This is a genomic window from Parageobacillus sp. KH3-4, from assembly GCF_022846435.1.
Lineage (GTDB): Bacteria > Bacillota > Bacilli > Bacillales > Anoxybacillaceae > Parageobacillus > Parageobacillus thermoglucosidasius_A.
The window spans coordinates 651156-673539 of the sequence record NZ_AP025627.1 but is presented as its reverse complement, the minus strand read 5'-3'; the positions used below and the strand labels follow the sequence as shown (position 1 = coordinate 673539).

Sequence of the window (22384 nt, the reverse complement as noted above, 5' to 3'; positions counted from 1 at the left end):
CCGCTCATCACCTTGGAATGATAACCATTATCATTGTATAAAGAAAAGCGGCAAATCGCAATGATTGCCGCTTTTCTTATTTTCCTTTCACTTCCACATTCAACAGAATCGGGGCAATGCCATACTTTCCATGCCCTGCTTGCACTTGCGGCACATGGTCATGATCAGCATTTCCGGATTTGTCTCCCTTTTTATATACGTCACCCGTATCCCAAAACTCGCTCGCCTGCATGCCCTCTCTGACGCTCGGGCCGTCGATGATGCGGTCATAAAAATCAACATAGCGTGAAATAATCGTTTCCCGCTCCAACGCTTTCACCGTTTCATCTGCTTCCGTGTTATTTAAGTTATTTAGCGCGACGCGGAATACGCCTGAAAGCGCCCCGGCGACAAATGGCGTATATTCGATTTTCCCTTTTCCGGTGCGATATACGCGCAGTTTCTTATCCCAGAAATGCTTATCCATCGCCGCATAAATGTTGCGCGCCGCATTGCGGTATTGTTCATCTTTCGTCGCTAAAAACGCAGCCGTTAGCCCGCGGATGGCGCCAAGCTGGGCAAGCAATGTCGGCTCCGACGTTTCAGCTCCTTCGCCAATCACGTATCCGTTTGCGACAAGTCCGTCTTTTCTCATTAAATGTTTTATGATAAAGTCTGCCTGGCTCTTTATTAATTCCAACGCCCGTTTCCCTTCTGGAGTTTGTAACCCTTTCGCGTCTTCGCCGCTTGCATAGCCAACCGGAAGCCCGTCGATTGCGCGCTCGAAAATGCGCAGCGCTTCCATCGTATATCCGGCTTGGAACGTATCGACGCGTTTTTCTTGCTGCTTGCCGTCATGTTCTTCGACAAAAGCGCCGATTTTCGGGTTAAAGTGCATCGCATCGATGTTTTTGAATATTTGCAATAGCACATCCCGATTCACCGAGTATGGGTCGGTGGAAGAAATATCGTTCGCCGCATCTGCATCTAAGTTTTCTTTTGGTGCGCTCGGGTACGGTGCTCCATCAAACACCGCCAAAAAGGCAGGATTTTGGTTTTTGTTTTCCGGACGCTGATCGGTCATGCCGTAAAATTCCGAAGCCGGCCAAAGCATCAACCATTGGTCTTGAAGCAAGCTCCGCTGGTCTTCCACTTGCAATTGTTTTGCGTTTGGCGCAAGTTGATTGCCGTCTTCGACCACTTGAATTTTATGCGGTAAATAGACAAACCCATGTGCCGGATTATAACGGCTTCCTGCAGCTTTGGTTAGCGATTGGCTATTAGCATCATAAAATAGATGGTCGCGAATGTAGTTTAGTTTGTTCCAAATTTGCTCTGTTAGAATCATTCCTTGCATTCCGTCCGCCGAACTAACGCCAAGGGCGATGTTTTTATCTTTGTCATCGTTTGGCGTTTTTGCTTCTATTTCTTCATCTTTATCTACTGTATGAAAGCCGCCTAAAAAGTCGCCCGCCCAAAGCGCTTGTTTTAAAAAGACGCCGCCATAAGCGGACGGGGTTAATACTTTTTCCATCTTATTGCGATCCCAACGCAGCGATTGGAAATCGACTTGGTATACAGGCACATACGTGCCATCGTCATTTTCCGCATATACGCTCGTATCCACTTTTTGCGCATAATGAGGATCTCCGCTTGCGTACTCAATGAACGTTGGAAACATATTGCGGAAAATCTCTTCACGCGGATAGCCGACGCTGTCAGCTAACTCATAAAACCGGTCCGCCAGCGCTGCATCGCTTGTCTTATGTACGTTTTTCGCCAATTGCTCCGCAATCGGGCCGTGAATTAAATGAAGTCCAAGCCCTGACTTTTCCGTCACTTCATACATCGCTTCTTCTGAATATTCATATGACTCGATGCCGGCTGTATAGTCGAACTTCGTCGGTTTGTCAATTTTCCGCGCGTCTAATACATCCAAATCTAAGCCGAGCGCTTCTGCCAATGGTTCGCCGGATAGTTCAAATTCGGAATAAGCAAACATGTTGCCCGCCGTGTCAAATGTATAATCGGTTACAGGCACTTGTAAATCTGCCTTTGCTTGTTTTTGCTTTGTTTCCGTTTCTTTTCCGTTGGAAGTGCAAGCGGAAGCGAGCAACAGCGAGGACGTAAGCGCTGCTGCTGTCATCGCTTTCCACGGTTTTCGTTTCATGTCGGACCCCCCTATGAATTATAAATAACGATTTTCATTCTCAATTTATTTTAATATAAAATGGTGGAAAACGTAAACTATTTTATGTAACCAATATAAGCTGCAAAGTACCAGGCGTTTCCACCATCCGGTTCCCCGTAAGAAGAGAGCAAAACTCGATCTTGTTCGGATAAAAACCAAATGTTTGTTGGCAAGCAGCAGGGGCAATTTGCGTATAATGGCGAACAAAACTTTGGTCGTCTTCTAACAGTAGCTTTCGAATCGTGTACGTTCCATCATCTTCATAAACAAAGTCGATGTCTACATGCGTTTTTCCCCGCCCTTTCCCATGCCGATAGGCCGCTTGCGCAAACAAAAGAAATGGAGACCGCCGCGCTTCTGCGCAAGAGGTAAAAAATTGAAGCAAATGGTCGGTGATTTTCGCTAAAACGGTATAATAATGAATTAGCGACTCAAACAAATGTGGATGAAGCAACTGTCGATATGTTTCAATCAGCTTTAACATGTAAAAAGGAGATCGCAATGACGGAACGGCACGGTAGTATTCGACCATCACGTTGCGTATCACCTTTCTCACAGCTTGTTGCCATGTCGTACCTCCTTCATGGCTAATCATCGCTTTCATCATTATGTACCCCCGTCATTTTCTTTTTTCGATTTTTTCAATAACAGAATGAATAGAGCTCCAGGAACGTTTGACAAAATAAATTGGCTTGTCTTTGCTTTTCGCTTTTTGTTTGATTGCCTTTGCCAAATTATGATTAACGTAATCCGTCATGACGAAAACAATATCGACATGTTCTGGGATGTCGCGTTTCACCATATTGACTTTGCGGCCATCGAGATGGATGATTTCTTGAAACCCTGAATCGATTAGTTTATCCGTAATATTTCCTAAATGATCTGCGCCCACCACTAATAAAGATGTCATCGTCCCCCTCCTTTACTGCCTTTTCTTATTTTTATTCTAATTGAGAATGATTTTCTATGTCAATTGCAATGATAAATATTTTCAATAAAATTGCTTGTAGTTTCCTTCATAACTTTTTATCAAACAACCAAACTAAACGTGTAGGTTATTTTCATACGATGGGGGGATTCATATGGCAAAAGATGTGCTTTGTGAAGTGAAAAACTGCTATTATTGGGCGGAAGGAAACCGCTGCAGTGCAGAATCGATTTATGTCGTAAGCCATCACGGGAAAATGGCATCGGATTCCACTGAAACGGATTGTAAAACGTTCATGCCTTCGGATGAAGCGTAATGAAAAGGTGAAGCAAAAGAAACACGAAGCCTTTGGCGTTTGCGCCAAAGGCGTGATGATTACATAGTTTAGCAAAGAGAGGCGATGTTCTATGGGGAAAAAGGACAGTTTAATTAAAGCGTTTAAAGAGGAAGTAAAACGGGCGAATCCAATGACATTTCCGATCTGCGTCGACTCATTTACAAATTTATGGCAATATGAATTTGGCGCATTGGACGATCTGCCTCCAGAAGTCGAGAAACTAATTGCTTATCGCGCCACAGAATTAGATTTAATGGACGAATATTAAAAAACGGGGGCTTGCGCGTTGATGAAGCCCCTTCCTAATTAATTGTTTGGAATTAGCTGTTTTAATTGGCGGCGCAATAGTTTTTGCGAAGCGTTGCGCGGCAATTGTTCGACAAAATAGATTTGTTTTGGGATTTTATATTTTGCTAAACGCTCTTGGCAAAATTGTTTTAACTGTTCTGCCGTCGCCGAATAACCGCTTTTTAGTTTCACAAATGCGCACGGCACTTGTCCCCATGTTTCATCATCGATTCCTATTACTCCCGCTTCCTCTACCGCCTCATGGGAAAGAAGCACCGCTTCAATTTCAGCCGGATAAACGTTTTCTCCACCGGAAATGATAAGATCGGAACGGCGGTCTAATACATATAGAAATCCGTCTTCATCGATATACCCGATATCTCCAGTATAAAGCCAGCCATCGCGAATCGCTTTTCCCGTTGCCTCCGGCCGGTGCAAATATCCTTTTGTAACATTTGGGCCTTTTACAACAATTTCTCCCGGTTCATACGGACGGGCCGTTTGTCCATCCTTTTCGATGCGAAGCTGTGCTGGAAACAACGGCTTTCCTGCGGAACCAAGCTTTGTTAAACTATATTCCGGCGCAAGCGTGACAATTTGCGATGACGTTTCCGTCATGCCGTACGTCTGATACACGGGAATTCCTTTTGCTTTACATACTTCCAGCAACGGTTTCGGAGCAGGCCCGCCGCCAAGCAGCATGCAGCGAAACGTCGCCGGATACCGCCTCTCGCCAAGATCGGCTATCATTTTTTGCAACATCGCACTGACCACAGACATGATCGTGACTTTCCCGGCAATAATGAGGTCATTCGCTTTTTTTGCATCGAAAGCATGCATGACATACATGCTCATTCCATATATAACGCTTCGCATCATAATCGACAAGCCGCTAATATGAAAAAACGGAACAGCTGCAAGCCAGCAGTCATTCTCATGCAATCCTAAATTTAACGCTGAACCGATAGCGCTCCACCAATGATTTCCGTAAGTTTGTAATACGCCTTTTGGCTTTCCCGTCGTTCCTGACGTATACATGATGGTAGCGACATCGTCAAAATGATAATATTGCTGAAATTCGGCATTCGCCTCAGGCAAAGCGGACAATTCACTTACGGTAATCACCCGAACGTTTTCTTCGATTCGGTCCGCCAACTCATCATCGGTAATCACGCACACCGCTCCACTATCTTTTAATTGCCAGGCAAGCTCATAGGAAGTCAAACGCGTGTTTTGCAGCAAAACAATCGCGCCAAGATAATGAAGAGCGTGAATGAATTCGATCATCGCCACGCTGTTTTTCATGAAAACAGCAACGATATCTCCTTTGCGCACCCCCGCGTTTGCAAGCTGGCGCGCCTTTTTCACAGCAGACTCATGAAGCTCCATAAACGTTTTTTGTACTTGTTCATCATAAACAGCAATGCGTTCAGGTGTCAAAAACGCTCGCTGCATAAGCCAATTTGGAAGCGATGTTTGCATGTTCCTTGCTCTCCTTCCTCCATAAAGAAACAGCTTGATGGAATTCATCAAGCTGCTTTAGTTTTACTTTTTTATTATCCTACCAAGCGCCATCGGCCCGCGATGCTTCGACTCCAATGCAACGGCAACGCATGAGTTCATTTTCCTGAGCACCCACGCAAGCCCGAACTTTGTTTGGGCTGGATCTCCCTGCAGGCCCTCCAGCGCATATCGCTGATAAGCGGCCGTCTTCCGCTCTTCTTATGGAAAACGCGGGAATTGTTTGAAGTTTGGTTGGCGTTTTTCTTTAAATGCATCTCTTCCTTCTTTTGCCTCATCGGTTGTATAGAATAGCAATGTTGCGTCACCGGCGAGCTGCTGAATGCCGGCCAAGCCGTCGGAATCGGCGTTAAACGCCGCTTTCAAGAAGCGAATCGCCGTTGGGCTTTTTTCTAAAATTTCTTGCGCCCATTTCACCGTTTCTTCTTCCAATTGCTCTAATGGCACAACTTTATTGACAAGCCCCATTTCCAACGCTTCCTGCGCGGTATATTGGCGGCATAAATACCAAATTTCACGCGCTTTTTTATGCCCAACAATACGCGCCAAATAGCCCGCGCCATATCCGCCGTCAAAACTGCCCACTTTTGGACCTGTTTGTCCAAAAATCGCGTTGTCTGCCGCAATCGTCAAATCGCAAACAACGTGCAGCACATGACCGCCGCCGATCGCATAGCCAGCGACCATGGCAATCACAGGTTTTGGAATGACGCGAATTAATCGCTGCAAATCTAATACATTTAGCCGCGGAATTTGGTCTTCACCGACATATCCCCCATGGCCGCGCACTTTTTGGTCCCCGCCGGAACAAAACGCTTTTCCGCCTGCTCCCGTCAAAATAATGACGCCGATTTTCGAGTCATCACGCGCATGTGAAAAGGCGTCGATCATTTCAGCGACGGTTTTTGGACGGAACGCGTTATGTACTTCCGGGCGATTGATCGTAATTTTCGCAATGCCGTTATACGTTTCGTATATAATATCTTCATACTCGCGTTCCTTTACCCACTCAATGGCCATTATAATTCTCCTCCTTTAATAAACTTACTTACTATTTTAGCAAAAATCTCTCGTTGTTCCACATGAATTGCATGCCCCGCTTGTGCGACTTTTACCATTTCGCAATTTGGCAGATATTTTTTCATTTCTTCAGCAATCCGGCAAAACTTTTGATCCCATTCTCCACATAAAAGCAACGTCGGTACGTTTACTTCCGATAAATGGTTCCACCATGAAGGCTGCCTTCCGGTCCCCATTCCCCGCAAACTGTTCGCCAAGCCTTTTTCATTATTGTTTAACCGCTCATTGCGAATTTGCTGCCGCACGCTAAGAGGCAAGCGCTTTTGTGATGCAAAAAGCGGCATGTTTTCCCATTTTTCGACAAATTTCTTCACGCCATATCGTTCTATTTCTTCCGCTAACGCTTCATCCCTTTCTATTCGTTCGCGTCTTTCTTGCATCGTTTTTAATCCCGGAGAGCTGCTTTCTAATACTAATGTTCGGACGCGGTGAGGATAAAGAATCGCAAACGTTAACGCAAGCCGCCCGCCCATTGAGTATCCCAGCACATGGGCGTCTTGCAAATGCAAATGCCGCAATATTTCTTCCAGATCGGCGGCCGCTTTTTCGATTTCGTAACGCGCTGGATCATTTGGCGAATCGGTCAGACCGTGCCCGATGATATCTACGAGAATGAGTTGATAGTCACGCCAATATGGGAGAAAAGGTTTCCACGTTTCCACGCTTCCAGTAAATCCATGCAATAGCAAAATCGGCTCCCCGTCGCCGAATCGTTCGACATGATAAGAAACTCCGTTGGCGGAAATCTTCATACAGCACCCCGTTTTTCGAGAAATTCTGCTATTTCCTGGGAAACCTTTTCCCACAAAAGGCGATGCATTTTTACATTATTTTCCCTTGATGTGCACACTTCTACCACGTGAAGACCATCGGTTGTTAACGATTGCGCTACACAATCGCGAAATTCATCCCATGTCGCGATTTTTGCAAAATTCCCTCCATACATGCGAACAACATGCGCAAATTGCAAATCAGTCGGCGTGCCAAACAACATTTCAAAATGTTTTTTATGCTCCGCTTGCGGCAAAAACGAGAAAATGCCTCCGCCGTTGTTATTAAGAACGATGATCGTCGCGTTCAATCCGTGCATTTTTGCCGCCAATAGCCCGTTTAAATCATGATAAAAAGAAAGATCGCCAATGACAAGCACAAGCGGCTCGGCAACCGCGCTGGCTCCTAAAGCGCTTGACACAACACCGTCAATCCCATTTGCACCACGGTTCGCTAAAATGCGGATTTGCTTGTCGTTTGTAAAGAAAAATGTATCCGTGTCTCGGATTGGCATACTGTTGCCGACAAATAACGTTGCACCGTCCGGAAGCAATCGAGAAAGTTCCATAAACACTTTTCCTTCAAATAATTCTTTTTCTGCCGTTGCTTCCAGAAGCACCGATTTCGCGATATCGTTGATCATTTTCCACGTCGTCGACCATTCGCTTTTGCTCCGCTTCGGTTTCCCAATATGAATAAGCTGGCGGCAAAATTCAATTTCATCGCAGTACACCATGTACGACGCTGTTAATGTCGGTTCCCGCCAGCCGCCCTCCCCATCAACGACAATTTGCTTAATGTTAACATATCGTTTCAGCAGGAGGAATAATGGTTTAGAGACCGGCATGGCGCCGAAACGGATCACAACATCTGGAACTAACGAAGCGGCGATCTTTTCATCTTTTAGGATCGCGTCATAACTGTCAATGATATACTCTTTCTCGTGCGTTCCGCTGCGCAGTTGGGAAAGCGGATCCGCTAAAATAGGATAATCGAGCAGGTCCGCCAGCTTTGTGACCGCCTCGGCAAACTCGGGACGATCGATTGGCCCGCAAACAATCAGCCCTCTTTCGACAGAAGAAAGTTCATCGTATAACTGCTGAATTTGCTCAATGCCAACCGCCATTTTTCCCGGGATGACCGTCGTATAAGACGGCTCTTTTGCTTCGATTTGCTTCCATGTTTCTTCGCAGACTATCGGCACAAGCGGCTCGCGCAACGGAAAGTTTAAATGAACGGGGCCTGACGGAGCGCTGATTGCCAACCCTGCCGCTCTTGCCGCCATCGTTCGCGCATAACGGAGCATGTCCGGCGTCTTTTCCGGCAGCGCCATCTCGACGAACCATTTCGCGTATTTTCCATATATGTTCAGCTGGTCAATCGCTTGCGGCGCCCCGACATCTCGCAATTCATGCGGACGGTCTGCCGTGATGACGATAAGCGGTACACGTGAATAATACGCTTCTACGACCGCTGGAAAATAGTTCGCAACCGCCGTTCCTGACGTACAAAGAAGGGCGATAGGACGCCGTTTTGCTTTCGCCATGCCAAGTGCAAAAAACGCGGCAGAACGCTCATCAATGTTCATATGTACGCGCATTGCCGGATGTTCTGCCATCACAATGGCAAGCGGGGTCGAGCGCGATCCCGGGCTGACGACAACATCCTTTATCCCATTTTTTGCTAACTCATCAATAAAAGCTGCTATATATAACGTTAGTGCGTCATTCATCTCTCTCCACTCCCAGCGCCGATAACATCGGAGCAAATTTCACTTTTGTTTCTTCATATTCGCTCATCGGGTCAGAATCACCGACTACTCCGCAACCTGCGAAAATGAACGTTTCTTTTCCACATAAAAGCCCTGAACGAATGGCCACGGCAAATTCCCCATTTCCTTCTGCATCCATCCAGCCGATTGGCGCCGCATACCATCCCCTGTCTAACGGCTCGGTTTCGCGAATTTCCTTGACCGCCCTTTCTCGTGGTGTTCCGCCGAGCGCCGGCGTCGGATGCATTTGTTCTACAATCGATAAAACCGAAGCGGCGCGACACTTTTCTCCGACCACAGGAGTATATAAATGTTGAATGTGCTGTAATTTTAACAATTGCGGAGAAGCCGGCATTTGCACACGTTCGCAAACCGCTTCTATCGCTTCTTTAATCATCCGGACAACAAATTGATGTTCACGAAGGTTTTTCTCATCATGCATTAGCCATTGTCCGAGCTTTTCATCTTCCTGAAATGTTTTACCGCGGCGTATCGATCCAGCCAAACAAGTAGAATAACACGCAGCCCCTTCCTTTTTCACAAGCTGTTCTGGAGAAGCGCCAATAAAACATTGTCCTTCCTGCTCGAATGCAAATAAATAACTAAACGGCTGTTGTTCACGCAATTGCTGCAAAACGGCACTCGGATCGATCGCATCCGCAAACGATAAACGCGCCTCTCTTGCCAGCACTACTTTTTCAAATTTTCCTTCGCGAATATTCCTGATCGTTTTTTCAACCGCATGAATCCATTCTTCTTTTTGAGCTTCCTCATATTTTACTAATGTCGGCAATGAAGATGTCGGCTGTCTCTGTTCTTGTGATAAGAGGAGCATCAACCTTCTTATTTTTTTCATCATTTCTTCATGCCGTTTGGAAGGAACCGTCACCGTTAATGTCGTCTTTTTGTTTTTGAGCGATAGAAGAACCGTTGGCACCACCATTTTTGCGTGAGGAAATGCGCGCCATTTTTCCGTTCTTGTTTTGAACGGATCAAATGAAAAGCCCCCAAATAAAATAGGCGTTGCAGCGGTTCCGTTATGATCGAAAGCTATCTGCTCCATCCATCTCTTCCATTCCGTCTCTACTATACGGAAACGCTGCTCTTTTTCTTCTGTTTCGATGCTATACGCGCAGCCAAGCCCTACATAAACGGTTTCGTTCGCGCGATCAGACCAATAAAACCGCTGGCGAAAAGAACACGCTTGTCCTAACGCAAAAAAATAAACTGGATCTACATAATCCATTTCCCCGCTCCAGCTAATGAACGGGCGATTCGCTTTTTCCGAGATGAAACGCAATTGTTCTTCTATTTTATGCTGACATAAAACTGCCACTGTAATCCCGCTTTCTTCATTATTGCTTATTTTCTATTTTTCATTATATATAATAGGAAATGATTTATCTATTCGAAAGGGGTTGACACCTTATAGACGTTTTCCTACACTTATTGTGAACGTTTTTTGAACGTTATTATTTTATCTTATTCCGATATGAGGGGTATGATTATGCAACCATCATTGCAAACAGAACGGCGTTCACCCGTCAACCGCCACCGCGATTGGCGCGTTTGGTGGAGATTAACGCGTCCGCACACATTGACAGCCGCATTTGTTCCCGTTTGTATTGGCACAGCGCTGGCGTTCCATGAAACAAATATTCGCGCTTCGCTGTTTATCGCGATGCTTGTCGCTTCTTTGCTTATTCAAGCGGCAACGAACATGTTCAATGAATATTATGACTTTAAGCGCGGGCTGGACTCGCCAGAATCCGTGGGGATTGGCGGAGCGATTGTTCGCGAAGGAATCCATCCGAAAACGGTTTTGAATTTGGCGATTTCCTTTTTTGCCATCGCAACGCTAATCGGCGTCTATATTTGCATGAATAGCAGCTGGTGGCTCGCGTTAATCGGCTCCATTTGTATGGCGGCTGGATATTTCTATACGGGCGGACCTATCCCAATCGCGTATACCCCGTTTGGCGAACTTGCAGCCGGATTTTTTATGGGATTGCTTATTATTTTAATTTCCTTTTTTATCCAAACAGGAGAAATAACAAGAACAGCTGTTTTGATTTCCGTGCCGATTGCCATTTTAGTCGGAGCGATTTTGCTAGCAAACAACATTCGCGACTTCGATGGGGACAAAAAGAACGGGCGCAAAACGCTGGCGATTTTAGTCGGGCGCGACAATGCAATCCGCATTCTTGCCGGCATGTTTGCCGTATCGTTTATCTGGATGGTTGGGCTATCCCTTTTCCACCTCGTTTCCTTCTGGACATTGCTTGTCTTTTTCAGCGTGCCAAAAGCGATTGCAGCGGCAAAAGGATTTATCGGCAAAACAAAGCCGATCGAGATGATGCCGGCGATGAAAGCGACGGCACAGACGAATACGCAATTTGGTTTTCTATTGGCAATTGGTTTGCTTATTAGCCATTGGTTGTAACACGGTCGTCATAGACCGTGTTTTTTTTTTATTTTTCGCTCATACTACAAAGTAAACGGTTGATTTTTAGGAAGGAGTTATGAAGTATGTTAACGAATGAACAATTGGCCGCCTTCCGTGCTGAACTTCTCCGCGCAAAAAAGGAAACGCAAGAGCGGCTGCAACATAACGACCATTTCGGCACACTGCGGGGCCACGCGCATGACGCGGTCGGTGAGCTTGCCAGCTACGACAATCACCCGGCGGACGATGCAACCGAGCTGTATGAGCGGGAAAAAGATATCGCGCTGAATGAACATGCCGAAAGGGAACTGAAGGAGATTGAATATGCTCTCCAAGCGATCGAAAACGGCACGTATGGCATATGCGAAGTTTGCGGGAAGCCAATTCCGTACGAACGGCTAAAAGCACTGCCGACAACAACATGCTGCAAAGAACATAGCCGTGACAAAACGGTTTCGCAAAAACGGCCGCTCGAAGAAGGAGTGTTGATGCCTCCATTCGGAAAATTCGATCTCGATGGCCGCGACGAATCAGTAGCATATGATGCGGAAGATGCTTGGCAAGAAGTGGCCCGTTACGGCTCGTCCGATACTCCTTCAGATTTAGGGAAAAATGTCGACTATTACGGGGAAACATATGCCGAATCAGAAGAACACGTCGGTTACGTCGAAGAGATAGAAAATTTTGCGTCGGTAGATTTATATGGAAAAAACGCAAAAGTATATCCGACACGGGAACACGAACAGCTGGAAAATATGTTGGACGACGAAGGAATCATGTCCAATATCGGCGATCTGCCGGCATATGAAAAAGAACCTTATACGAAAAAAGAAGATCATCGGCGTTGATGGTCTTTTTTTTGAAACAAAAAGGAATCCGCGTTCGTATAGAGAATTATAGTGATGAAACAATGACATTGAGGTGAAGACGATGAATGCACATGAAATTGACTACAAGCTATATGGGGACGATATGCAATTCGTCGAAATTGAATTAGATCCGCGGGAGAGCGTCATCGCCGAGGCCGGCGGCATGATGATGATGGAAGATGGAATTACGATGGAGACGATCTTCGGAGACGGCTCTGATTCCGGAAAAGGTTTCTTCAACAAATTAGTGGGAGCGGGAAAACGGCTATTGACAGGCGAAAGCTTATTTATGACCGTGTTTACAAACAACAGCGCAGAAAAACGCCGCGTCTCGTTCGCCGCTCCATACCCGGGAAAAATTATTCCGATGGATTTGGGCGAACTTGGCGGCAAAGTGATTTGCCAAAAAGATTCCTTCCTTTGCGCAGCGAAGGGGGTTTCTGTCGGCATTGATTTTCAACGTAAACTTGGCACTGGCTTTTTCGGCGGCGAAGGATTTATTATGCAAAAACTCGAAGGAGATGGCCTTGCCTTTTTGCACGCGGGCGGAACAATTTATCAGCGTGAGCTGCAGCCCGGTGAGAAGTTGCGCATTGATACCGGCTGCTTAGTGGCAATGACAAAAGAAGTCGATTATGACATCGAATATGTCGGCAAAATTAAAACCGCCTTTTTCAGCGGCGAAGGGTTGTTTTTTGCTACATTAACCGGTCCGGGAACCGTTTGGGTGCAGTCTCTTCCGTTCAGCCGGCTTGCCGACCGGATTATCGCCGCTGCGCCAAGCTCGGGAGGCCGCTCCGTTGGAGAAGGCAGCATCCTCGGCGGCATTGGCGATTGGCTGGACGGGGACGATTGAGAGAGGTCAAAAAACCCTCTCTCTTTTTATTGCTCAACCGGATGAATATCCCATATTTCGTTTGCGTACTCCTGCACCGTCCTGTCACTGGAAAAGTAGCCGGAATGGGCAATGTTGATCGCACTCATTTTCAGCCAGCGTTCCCGCTGTGTATACGCCGCTTCCACTTTTTCCTGTGTTTCCGCATATGGCGCGAAATCACGCAGCACGAAATATTCGTCGTTTTGCGTTAAAAGCGAATCGTAAATCGGCTCAAAATGGTCATGAACGTCCGGAAAAAATCCATTGACTAACTGATCGACGACCTGTTTAATCCGCTTATCATGATGGTAATATTCGTGGGCACGGTATCCGCCATTTTGGTAGTAGTTTAACACTTCTTCCGCCGTAAGCCCGAAAATAAACATATTTTCTTCCCCGACCGCTTCCAATATTTCAATATTCGCCCCATCCAGCGTTCCAAGCGTAATCGCCCCATTCATCATAAACTTCATATTGCCGGTGCCAGACGCTTCTTTGCTTGCCGTGGAAATTTGCTCGCTTACATCCGCCGCTGGAAAAATTTCTTCTGCAAGGGAAACACGATAGTTTTCTAAAAAAATGACTTTTAACTGTTCGTTTGTCCTTTTATCATTGTTCACTTTTTCAGCGACTGAATGAATGAGCTTAATAATCCGTTTTGCGTAATAATATCCCGGGGAAGCTTTGGCGCCAAAAATAAATGTGCGCGGATAAATCGAAAAGCTTGCATCTTCTTTTAGACGGTTGTACAGATGCATAATATGGAGAACATTTAGCAACTGCCGCTTGTAAGCATGAAGCCGTTTTACTTGCACGTCAAAAATCGATGATTCATTCACAACGATCCCTGTCTTTTCATAAATGCGTTTCGCCAATTTCGCTTTGCGCTTTTGCTTGACATTTTCAAGCTCCTGCTGAAACGCCGGATCAAAAGCGTATCGCTTTAAATGAATTAATTTCTGCGGCTCTTTGATCCAACATGGTCCTATTGCGTTCGTAATTAACGAGGAAAGCTCGGGGTTCGCTTTTAGCAGCCAACGCCGGTGCGTCACTCCGTTTGTCTTATTGTTAAATTTTTGCGGTTGAAACTCATAAAACAGCTTCATTTCCCTCTTTTTTAAAATTTCCGAATGCAATTTTGCGACTCCGTTCACACTATGGCTTCCAACAATTGCTAAATGCGCCATTTTAACAAGGCCGTGCGCGATAACCGCCATTTCTTCAATCCGCTTCCAATCGCCAGGATAATGATGCCAAAGCTCGCGGCAAAACCGCTCATTCATCTCCTCGACAATCATGTAAATGCGCGGCAGCAGCGGCTGGAAAATACGAATCGGCCATTTCTCTAGCGCCTCCGATAATGTCGTATGGTTCGTATACGAAACCGTATTTGTTGTAACATGCCAAGCATCTTCCCAGCTCATTCCTTCTTCATCTAATAAAATTCTCATCAATTCGGGAATCGCTAAAACTGGATGAGTATCGTTCACATGAATCGCCACATGCTTATGCAGCTCATACAGGTGCCCATGCTGGCGGCGATGCGCGCGGACGATGCTGCCAACGCTCGCAGCAACGAGAAAATATTGCTGCTTTAAGCGCAAAATTTTCCCTTCGTCATGCGTATCATCAGGATATAAAAATTCGGAAATCGCCTCCGTTTCCCTTTTATATTGCATTACGCTCTTATGGGGCGGAAGCGTTTTTGCCGGCTCTGCGCTCCAAATCCGCAACGTATTCACTGTTTTCGTATCATAGCCGATGATCGGAATATCATATGGAACCGCCATTACCTTTTCGCTGTCCATATGGCGGAATGTCAGGCGGCCGTTTTGCTTGGATATTTCGACATTTCCCCAAAAATTCACTTCCATCGCCAATTCTTCTTTTCTAATTTCCCATACATTTCCGTGGCGCAGCCATTGTTCCGGCAGCTCGACTTGATATCCATCGACAATTTTTTGGTCAAAAAGCCCGTGTTTATAACGAATTCCGCAACCGTGACCGGGTAAATTGAGAGAAGCAAGCGAATCTAAAAAACAAGCAGCAAGGCGGCCAAGGCCGCCGTTGCCCAGCCCCGCATCCGCTTCACATTCTTCTATGTCATCAAGGTGAATTCCTAAATCGTTCAGCCCTTCTTCGACGACATCGCGAATGCCAAGATTAAGCAAATTGCTGTCAAGGAGGCGCCCTAGCAAAAATTCGATCGACAAATAATATACTTGCTTCTGTTTTCGTGCGCGATTTCGCTCGTTCGTCTGAATCCAGTGTTGGCTAATATATTCACGGACCATGTTCCCTAACGTATGATATTGATCCCGTGGCGTCGATTCTTCAAACCGTTTGCCGCACAGCATTTCAAGCCGTTTTAAAAACGTTTTTTTAAATTCTTCCTTATTCGAGAACATGGTGCTCACTCCCGGCAATTAAATCCGCATATACTTTGTTATACTCAAGCGCTGACTGTCGCCAGTTATAATCGCCGCTCATCGCTTCTTGCATCAGCTTTTCCCATACTTGCTTCTCCTTATAAAATGCAAGCGCGCGGCGAATGGTATATAACATATCGTGGGCATTGAAGTTCGTGAAACTAAACCCGTTTCCTTCTCCCGTAAATTCATTATACGATTGCACCGTGTCGTTGAGTCCTCCCGTTTCCCGCACAATCGGAATCGTTCCGTAACGAAGCGCAATCATTTGGCTAAGGCCGCACGGCTCAAATTTCGACGGCATTAAAAACAAATCGGCTCCCGCATAAATTTGATGTGCCAACTCTTCATTAAAGCCGATGTACGCCTTGACTTTATCCGGGTACGTTGCCTCCATAGCACGAAAAAATTGTTCAAACTCCGGATCTCCCGTCCCAAGCAAAATAAATAGAACATCTTCGGCAATGATTTCATGGAAGACGCACTTTACGAGATCGATCCCCTTTTGCTTTGTCAGCCTCGTAACCATCGCAATAATCGGGACGTTTTCCCTTACCGATAAACCGAAATATTGTTGCAGCGCGCGTTTATTCATTTGTTTTCTGACAAGCGTCTGCGTATCATATGGCGCGGCAATGAAAGGATCGGTTTTCGGATTATACCGTTCATCGTCGATGCCGTTTAAAATTCCGATTAAATCATGTCGGCGCGCCCGCAACAGCCCATCGAGCCGCTCCCCGTAATATTCCGTCTGAATCTCTTCTTTATATGTCGGACTGACTGTTGTAATGATATCGGCGGCGACAAGCGCCCCCTTCATAAAACTCACATTCCCATAAAATTCTAGATGATCGGTCGTAAAATAACGATCGCTTAAATTCAATAAATCTCCTAAAATTTCACGGGGAAAAATTCCTTGAAACTGCAGATTATGAATCGTAAACATGGTGCGGATTTGTTCATAAAATGGATTTTTTCGATATTGTTCGCGCAATAAAAACGGAATCATGCCGGTATGCCAATCGTGGCAATGAATAATATCCGGGCGAAACGGAAGCGCGGGAAGTGCGTCTAAAATGGCGCGGCAAAAGTACGCAAACCGTTCTCCATCGTCATAATGCCCGTATAATGAGTGGCGTTTAAAATAGTATTCATTGTCTACAAAATAATAAATTACTCCTTCACGTTCGAGCATTTCGATTCCGCAATATTGCCGTCTCCATCCTACTCTTACGACAAGTTCAGCAATTTTTTTCATTTCTTTTTTATCGTTTTCGCGAATGGTTGCATATTTTGGCATGATGACCCGAACATCTGTCCCTAATTTTCGCAATTGCCGCGGCAGCGCTCCGGCAACGTCCGCCAATCCTCCTGATTTCACAAATGGTACGCATTCAGACACGACAAACAATACATTCACCGGTTGATCAACTCTCCTTGCACCGTTCCTTTCCGAACCACAAACGGTTGCTGTTCCGTCCCTCGCAAAGAAACGTCATTTTCTACTTTCGCATCTTTATCCACAATGACGCAATGGAGATGACAATGTTCGCCAATTTGGCTTTTTTGCATAATAATGCTATTTTTTATGACTGCCCCTTTTCCGATTTTCACGGAGCGGAAAATGATGCTGTTTTCCACATGCCCTTCGATAATGCAGCCATTGGCAATCATGGAATTTTTCACGACCGCTTTTTCTGTATATTTTGTTGGCGGTTCATCTTTCACTTTTGTATAAATCGGACGCGACTTAGCAAACAGCTGACGCCAAACATCTCGATTGAGCAATTCCATGCTATGGCGAAAATAACTTCCAATCGAGTCAACAACAGCTGCATACCCGCCGTATTCATAGTCACAAATTTTTAAAGAATGACGATGATCACGGACAACATCAACAATGCTGTAATACCCGGTACATCGGTGATTAGCGATTAAATCGAGCAACAATGACGTTTCTAACACAAACATTTCCAGCGAACGCCCTTGATGGCGGACTTCGGTAATATCGCATTGATTCGCAATGTGCCGTTCTAACACCGCTTCATAATCAATATTGCAAACGGTATAACTGTTGCAAATAACGGCATATTTTTGCCTGCTGCGCAAAAAATAGTCAATATGTTGTTCAAAATGGGCAAACGCTCCAACGTGAGGATTAGGAATCGATAAATCTGGCGATGGAAAGAAAAATAATCCGTCCCGTTTCCGGTTTAAATCCCAATTCTTTCCCGATCCTAAATGGTCCATTAAAGAACGGTATTGGTATTTCGGAAAAATCGCCACGCTCTCAATTCCGGAATTAACCATGCTCGACAATACAAAGTCGATTAATCGATACCTCCCAGCAAACGGCACCGCCGCAACAGAACGGTGCATCGTTAGCGGCTGAAGCGGCTCGATATACGTCGTTGCGTCAATAACTCCCAGCATCGATTGATGATTCACGGTTGCTTCATCCTTTCCCGTTTTTCGTTTGTAACCATTCTTTCGTAACAAGAAGATCATCCGGACAAACGACCAGATGCGGCGGAATTTCTATATTTGGCGGTACGATCGCCCTTTCGATATACACCCCTTCGCCAATCACCGCATCCGGCATAATCACACAATCTTTCACCATCGCTCCTTTTTGAATATGGACTCCTTGAAATAATATGGAATGTTCTACGTTTCCTTCGACCACGCATCCTTCGTTTACAAGCGAATGGACGACAACCGCATCATCGGAAATATATTGTGGCGGCTGATTTGGGTTTACAGAATAAATGCGCCACGAATGGTCAAACAAATCTAACTCGTTTTCTTCATCCAATAAATCCATATTGGCTTCCCATAAGCTTTTTACCGTCCCAACATCTTTCCAATAGCCTTTAAACAGATAAGCAACAAGCCGTTTCTTATTCCGAAGCAACAATGGAATCACATCTTTTCCAAAGTCGTGGCTTGAATGCAAATTGGCGTTATCTATTTGCAAATACTCTTTTAAAAGCGGCCAATTAAAAATATAAATGCCCATCGAAGCGAGGTTGTTTTTCGGATTCTTCGGTTTCTCTTCAAATTCAATAATTTCCATTTGCTCATTTGTATTCATAATGCCGAAGCGGCTCGCCTCCGACCACGGCACTTCAATGACCGAAATGGTTACATCGGCGTTTTTCGTCATATGATAGTCAAGCATTTTTCGATAATCCATTTTATAAATATGATCCCCTGATAAAACTAACACGTAATCCGGGGCATATTGCTCAATATAATTCATATTTTGATAAATGGCGTTCGCCGTTCCTTCATACCATTTCACTCCAGACGATACGGAATAGGGGGGAAGAACGGTGATGCCGCCATTTCTGCGATCCAAATCCCATGCGCTCCCAATGCCGATATAAGAATGCAGCAGAAGCGGCTGATATTGCGTTAACACCCCGACCGTATCGATTCCCGAATTAGTGCAGTTGCTCAATGTAAAATCGATAATTCGATATTTTCCGCCAAATGGAACAGCTGGTTTTGCAATGTTTGCCGTCAATGAATATAAGCGGCTACCTTGCCCTCCCGCCAATAACATGGCGATGCATTTTTTCTTTGCCATCAATGCTTCTCTCCCCCCGTTTTTTCACTGGTCTTAAAATGGAAATGCCAAACGGTGGAACCGTCATGCGAATATGATATGGCTTTCCATGAAACGGCTCTTTGATCGCTGCAACCAGCTTCGCATTAACATTCCCCCACCCTCCGAACTCGGCCGCGTCGCTATTGATTATTTCTCGATATTTGGCAAATAGCGGAACGCCAACTTTATAGCCGTGATACACTTTATTGGTGAAATTGCACACAACAACAAGCAAATCGTTCTCTTTTTTTCCTCTGCGGACAAATGAGAAAATACTTTGTTCGGCGTTATGAACATCAATCCACTCAAATCCATCCGGAGAATGGTCTAGCTCATGTAAAGATTTGCATCGCTTATAACATTTCAATAATTCTTTCACGTACATATTCATTTTCCGGTGCATCTCAAAATCAAAAAGCATCCAATCCAACTGCTCTAAATCTTTCCACTCATCAAACTGAGCAAATTCGCCGCCCATAAACAATAGTTTCTTGCCGGGATGCGCAAGCAAATATCCATACAGCAGCCTTAATTGCGCAAACTTTTCCTCATACGTCCCCGGCATTTTATTTAATAGCGATTTTTTTCCATGTACGACCTCATCATGAGAAAAAGGTAAAATAAAATTTTCCGAATACGCGTACAAGAGGGAAAAGGTTACTTTATTGTGCGCATATTTTCGCCGCTCCGGCGCCGTTTCCATATACGTTAAAATATCGTTCATCCACCCCATGTTCCATTTATAGTTAAATCCCAATCCTCCGTCATACGTTGGAGCGGTGACGAGCGGCCATTCCGTCGAATCTTCGGCAATCATCAATATGCTCGGGTCATGCGCAAATACGGTCTCATTTAATTTTTGTAAAAACTGTACAGCATACGGGTTTTTGTGCGCTACATCTTTATTCGGCCAATACAGCATATTGGCCACCGCATCCACCCGAAATCCATCGACATGGAAATATTCCATCCAAAATAAGGCGTTGGAAATCAAAAAGCTGCGAACTTCCGGCCTGCCAAGATCAAAATTCGCGGTGCCCCACTCGTCATTTTCCCTATCTTGCATGTTGGCATATTCATATGTCGGCGCTCCGTCAAACATGTATAATCCATGTGCATCTTTGCAAAAATGGCCAGGAACCCAGTCGAGAACCACACCGATTCCCGCCTGGTGGCAGCAGTCAATAAAATGCATTAAATCATGAGGTGTCCCGTAGCGGCTTGTCGCGGAATAATAACCTGTTCCTTGATATCCCCAAGAGCGGTCAAACGGATGCTCAACGAGCGGAAGCAATTCAATGTGGGTAAAACCATGTTCAATAACATATGGAATTAACTCATCCACCATCTCTCGATATGTATAAAAACTGCCGTTTTCTTTCTTTTTCCACGAACCGAAGTGAAGCTCATAAATGAACAAAGGCTGGTCATAAATTCGCTTTCGCTGTTTCTTTCGTCGCCATGTTTGGTCATTCCATTGATAACCTTTTATGTTGTAGACGATGGAGGCAGTACGGGGACGCAACTCGGAGTAAAACGCGTATGGATCAGCTTTCAACACGACATTTCCATTGTTCGTGGTAATCTCGTATTTATATAAATGCCCTTCCAAGTTTTCCGGAATAAAAATTGTCCATACACCTTGATTACTTACTTTTACAAGATTAAAATTAGTTCCGTTCCATTCGTTAAAACTGCCGACTAATCGCACTTGCCGCGCATGCGGAGCCCATACACAAAACCGGGTTCCGACCACGCCATTTTCCTTTATCACATGTGCGCCAAACAATTCATAACTTTTATATAAGCTGCCTTCATGAAATAAATAAATTTCCAGATCGGTCGGACTGACGATGATCAATCTGCATCGCATCCTTTCTTAAAGTTTCTTACAATTGTTACTTATATTCCACAATCATCCATAAATTCCTTGATAAAAAAATTTATACTTTTTTGACAATCTTCAACAAACAAATGAAAAATTTTTTTGCACAGCAACAAAAAATTATATTATAATATATATAAAATAATAATAATTCTAAATAGAGGTGTGCCATGTCACTAATTCAATACGATTATCATCATCTCCCACACGTAAAAACGCAAAATCAATCAAAAAGAACGTTATGGATCACTCTTGGATTAACGTTGTTTTTTACGATTGTAGAAATTGCCGGCGGACTATTATCCAATTCTTTGGCGCTGCTTTCCGACTCCGCCCATATGGCATCTGACGTCTTGGCGCTTGGGCTTAGCATGGTTGCTCTTTACCTTGCCACTCGCCCGCCAAATCATCGATTTACATTTGGTTATTTGCGCTTTGAAATTATTACGTCCTTTTTAAATGGCCTTACGCTAGCCATTATTTCTATCGGGATTTTTTGGGAAGGAATTCAGCGGTTTATTTCTCCCGAACCGATTGACTTTCGCTTAATGCTGACCATTTCTTCCATCGGCTTCATCGTGAATCTCGTATTGACGATCGTCCTTAGCCGAAGTACAAAGGAAGAGGAAAATTTAAATATTAAGAGCGCATTATGGCATTTTATCGGGGATCTTCTTAGCTCCATCGGCGTCATTCTTTCAGCGATACTCATTTACTTTACCGGTTTTTATTTTTTCGATCCGCTCATTAGCATCATCATTGCTGGCATCATCTTTACAGGCGGGGCGAAAATTATTCGCGAATCGTATTTCATTTTAATGGAAGCGGTGCCTGATCGGTTTCATCTCGATCAGATTAGAGAGGATATCCGCCAAGTCGAAGGAGTCGAAGATGTACACGACATGCACTTATGGGCCGTCTCTACGGACCACTATTCGTTAACCGCGCACGTATTTATTAACGAGCATATCCAGCCATTTTGCGTGATCTTGGCCATTAACGAGATGCTCAACAAAAAATATGGTATTAAACATACGACGATTCAAGTCGAACACGCCATATTCCATGATCACGGCGAATATGGAAAAGAATTTTTGCTCCAAAAAAAGAAAAAAGCATAATTATAATGGCGCATTTTGCCGCTCCATACCAAAAGAAAATTTTCGATTCACGTTAACAAACATATATTCCAAATATAAAGGATGGAAGACCCCTTAGAGAAAAGGAGGAAAAGGAAAGCGTTTTGATCGTTCTTCTGTTCGCCGGAAATTCCGTTTCAAACGAAATGAAGGCAGTGCGTGGTTGATTGATTAGGCAAGATTCTAATGATGATGGGCTCCCAGGGAATTGTCCCTATCGGAGCCCATCTTCTTTTTGTACTGCATATTCACTATATCGC

At 44.8% G+C, this 22384-nt stretch carries 19 protein-coding genes; 6 read left to right on the top strand and 13 right to left on the bottom strand.

The features are described from left to right. Window positions 1–76 precede the first annotated feature (76 nt). From MWM02_RS03455 to MWM02_RS03445, 3 genes are all read right to left on the bottom strand, one after another. Window positions 77–2149, bottom strand: coding sequence for a YyaL domain-containing protein (locus tag MWM02_RS03455; RefSeq protein WP_244402943.1), 2073 nt, complete (start codon window positions 2147–2149; stop codon window positions 77–79). Window positions 2150–2231: 82 nt separating this feature from the next. Continuing rightward, window positions 2232–2777 (bottom strand): hypothetical protein, encoded by a 546-nt coding sequence (locus tag MWM02_RS03450; protein ID WP_244402942.1) that lies wholly within the window; start codon window positions 2775–2777, stop codon window positions 2232–2234. Between the two features lie 12 nt (window positions 2778–2789). Further along, the gene (locus tag MWM02_RS03445; RefSeq protein WP_244402941.1) at window positions 2790–3080 is read right to left on the bottom strand and encodes a DUF2325 domain-containing protein; all 291 of its coding nucleotides are present in this window, start codon (window positions 3078–3080) and stop codon (window positions 2790–2792) included. A 172-nt stretch (window positions 3081–3252) separates the two neighbouring features. Here MWM02_RS03445 and MWM02_RS03440 point away from each other — a divergent pair, with 172 nt between their 5' ends. Together MWM02_RS03440 and MWM02_RS03435 are read left to right on the top strand one after the other, a co-directional pair. Next, complete coding sequence (locus MWM02_RS03440) at window positions 3253–3414, top strand: DUF1540 domain-containing protein (RefSeq protein ID WP_064549476.1); 162 nt, start codon at window positions 3253–3255, stop codon at window positions 3412–3414. Window positions 3415–3505: 91 nt separating this feature from the next. Next, complete coding sequence (locus tag MWM02_RS03435; protein WP_064549475.1) at window positions 3506–3703, top strand: hypothetical protein; 198 nt, start codon at window positions 3506–3508, stop codon at window positions 3701–3703. A 38-nt stretch (window positions 3704–3741) separates the two neighbouring features. On the opposite strand, the gene MWM02_RS03430 is transcribed toward MWM02_RS03435, so the two are convergent. From MWM02_RS03430 to MWM02_RS03410, 5 genes are all read right to left on the bottom strand, one after another. Next, a complete protein-coding gene (locus tag MWM02_RS03430) occupies window positions 3742–5205 on the bottom strand; it encodes an o-succinylbenzoate--CoA ligase (RefSeq protein WP_064549474.1) in 1464 nt (487 codons plus the stop codon). 240 nt (window positions 5206–5445) lie between these two features. Continuing rightward, window positions 5446–6264 (bottom strand): 1,4-dihydroxy-2-naphthoyl-CoA synthase, encoded by an 819-nt coding sequence (gene menB / locus MWM02_RS03425; protein ID WP_064549473.1) that lies wholly within the window; start codon window positions 6262–6264, stop codon window positions 5446–5448. Beyond that, the gene (menH, locus tag MWM02_RS03420; protein ID WP_244402940.1) at window positions 6264–7076 is read right to left on the bottom strand and encodes a 2-succinyl-6-hydroxy-2,4-cyclohexadiene-1-carboxylate synthase; all 813 of its coding nucleotides are present in this window, start codon (window positions 7074–7076) and stop codon (window positions 6264–6266) included. Before menH ends, menB begins: the two co-directional genes overlap by 1 nt. Beyond that, complete coding sequence (gene menD / locus MWM02_RS03415; protein WP_244402939.1) at window positions 7073–8827, bottom strand: 2-succinyl-5-enolpyruvyl-6-hydroxy-3-cyclohexene-1-carboxylic-acid synthase; 1755 nt, start codon at window positions 8825–8827, stop codon at window positions 7073–7075. The genes menH and menD overlap by 4 nt, the downstream gene beginning before the upstream one ends. Continuing rightward, window positions 8820–10202, bottom strand: coding sequence for an isochorismate synthase (locus MWM02_RS03410; RefSeq protein ID WP_244402938.1), 1383 nt, complete (start codon window positions 10200–10202; stop codon window positions 8820–8822). Before MWM02_RS03410 ends, menD begins: the two co-directional genes overlap by 8 nt. 171 nt (window positions 10203–10373) lie before the next feature. Here MWM02_RS03410 and MWM02_RS03405 point away from each other — a divergent pair, with 171 nt between their 5' ends. The 3 genes from MWM02_RS03405 to MWM02_RS03395 all read left to right on the top strand — a co-directional run bounded on the left by MWM02_RS03405 (window position 10374) and on the right by MWM02_RS03395 (window position 13037). Beyond that, the gene (locus tag MWM02_RS03405) at window positions 10374–11309 is read left to right on the top strand and encodes a 1,4-dihydroxy-2-naphthoate polyprenyltransferase (protein ID WP_064549469.1); all 936 of its coding nucleotides are present in this window, start codon (window positions 10374–10376) and stop codon (window positions 11307–11309) included. Between the two features lie 86 nt (window positions 11310–11395). Further along, entirely contained in the window at window positions 11396–12160 is a 765-nt protein-coding gene (locus MWM02_RS03400) for a yteA family sporulation protein (RefSeq protein ID WP_064549468.1), read from the top strand. Window positions 12161–12242: 82 nt separating this feature from the next. Continuing rightward, entirely contained in the window at window positions 12243–13037 is a 795-nt protein-coding gene (locus MWM02_RS03395; RefSeq protein ID WP_064549467.1) for a TIGR00266 family protein, read from the top strand. A gap of 26 nt (window positions 13038–13063) precedes the next feature. On the opposite strand, the gene MWM02_RS03390 is transcribed toward MWM02_RS03395, so the two are convergent. Genes MWM02_RS03390 through glgB form a run of 5 tightly spaced genes read right to left on the bottom strand, consistent with a single transcriptional unit; the run spans window position 13064 to window position 20961 of the window. Then, complete coding sequence (locus tag MWM02_RS03390) at window positions 13064–15466, bottom strand: glycogen/starch/alpha-glucan phosphorylase (protein ID WP_064549466.1); 2403 nt, start codon at window positions 15464–15466, stop codon at window positions 13064–13066. Beyond that, window positions 15453–16907: a glycogen synthase GlgA gene (gene glgA / locus MWM02_RS03385; RefSeq protein ID WP_064549465.1), complete on the bottom strand. Its 1455-nt coding sequence runs from the start codon at window positions 16905–16907 to the stop codon at window positions 15453–15455. The genes MWM02_RS03390 and glgA overlap by 14 nt, the downstream gene beginning before the upstream one ends. Next, window positions 16904–17935, bottom strand: coding sequence for a glucose-1-phosphate adenylyltransferase subunit GlgD (glgD, locus tag MWM02_RS03380; RefSeq protein WP_081260162.1), 1032 nt, complete (start codon window positions 17933–17935; stop codon window positions 16904–16906). The genes glgA and glgD overlap by 4 nt, the downstream gene beginning before the upstream one ends. A gap of 7 nt (window positions 17936–17942) precedes the next feature. Continuing rightward, window positions 17943–19079, bottom strand: coding sequence for a glucose-1-phosphate adenylyltransferase (locus MWM02_RS03375; protein WP_275973749.1), 1137 nt, complete (start codon window positions 19077–19079; stop codon window positions 17943–17945). Further along, the gene (glgB, locus tag MWM02_RS03370; RefSeq protein WP_244402936.1) at window positions 19030–20961 is read right to left on the bottom strand and encodes a 1,4-alpha-glucan branching enzyme; all 1932 of its coding nucleotides are present in this window, start codon (window positions 20959–20961) and stop codon (window positions 19030–19032) included. The genes MWM02_RS03375 and glgB overlap by 50 nt, the downstream gene beginning before the upstream one ends. Before the next feature lie 194 nt (window positions 20962–21155). Between glgB and MWM02_RS03365 the strand changes: the two genes are divergently transcribed. Next, window positions 21156–22106: a cation diffusion facilitator family transporter gene (locus MWM02_RS03365; protein ID WP_244402935.1), complete on the top strand. Its 951-nt coding sequence runs from the start codon at window positions 21156–21158 to the stop codon at window positions 22104–22106. Window positions 22107–22384: the final 278 nt, after the last annotated feature.

Excerpts from the sequence above, each read along its gene's own strand:
- MWM02_RS03455 (WP_244402943.1), bottom strand. The coding sequence starts at position 2,149 with ATGAAACGAAAACCGTGGAAAGCGATGACAGCAGCAGCGCTTACGTCC.
- MWM02_RS03450 (WP_244402942.1), bottom strand. The coding sequence starts at position 2,777 with ATGATGAAAGCGATGATTAGCCATGAAGGAGGTACGACATGGCAACAA.
- MWM02_RS03445 (WP_244402941.1), bottom strand. The coding sequence starts at position 3,080 with ATGACATCTTTATTAGTGGTGGGCGCAGATCATTTAGGAAATATTACG.
- MWM02_RS03440 (WP_064549476.1), top strand. The coding sequence starts at position 3,253 with ATGGCAAAAGATGTGCTTTGTGAAGTGAAAAACTGCTATTATTGGGCG.
- MWM02_RS03435 (WP_064549475.1), top strand. The coding sequence starts at position 3,506 with ATGGGGAAAAAGGACAGTTTAATTAAAGCGTTTAAAGAGGAAGTAAAA.
- MWM02_RS03430 (WP_064549474.1), bottom strand. The coding sequence starts at position 5,205 with ATGCAAACATCGCTTCCAAATTGGCTTATGCAGCGAGCGTTTTTGACA.
- menB (WP_064549473.1), bottom strand. The coding sequence starts at position 6,264 with ATGGCCATTGAGTGGGTAAAGGAACGCGAGTATGAAGATATTATATAC.
- menH (WP_244402940.1), bottom strand. The coding sequence starts at position 7,076 with ATGAAGATTTCCGCCAACGGAGTTTCTTATCATGTCGAACGATTCGGC.
- menD (WP_244402939.1), bottom strand. The coding sequence starts at position 8,827 with ATGAATGACGCACTAACGTTATATATAGCAGCTTTTATTGATGAGTTA.
- MWM02_RS03405 (WP_064549469.1), top strand. The coding sequence starts at position 10,374 with ATGCAACCATCATTGCAAACAGAACGGCGTTCACCCGTCAACCGCCAC.
- MWM02_RS03400 (WP_064549468.1), top strand. The coding sequence starts at position 11,396 with ATGTTAACGAATGAACAATTGGCCGCCTTCCGTGCTGAACTTCTCCGC.
- MWM02_RS03395 (WP_064549467.1), top strand. The coding sequence starts at position 12,243 with ATGAATGCACATGAAATTGACTACAAGCTATATGGGGACGATATGCAA.
- MWM02_RS03390 (WP_064549466.1), bottom strand. The coding sequence starts at position 15,466 with ATGTTCTCGAATAAGGAAGAATTTAAAAAAACGTTTTTAAAACGGCTT.
- MWM02_RS03375 (WP_275973749.1), bottom strand. The coding sequence starts at position 19,079 with ATGGCAAAGAAAAAATGCATCGCCATGTTATTGGCGGGAGGGCAAGGT.
- MWM02_RS03365 (WP_244402935.1), top strand. The coding sequence starts at position 21,156 with ATGTCACTAATTCAATACGATTATCATCATCTCCCACACGTAAAAACG.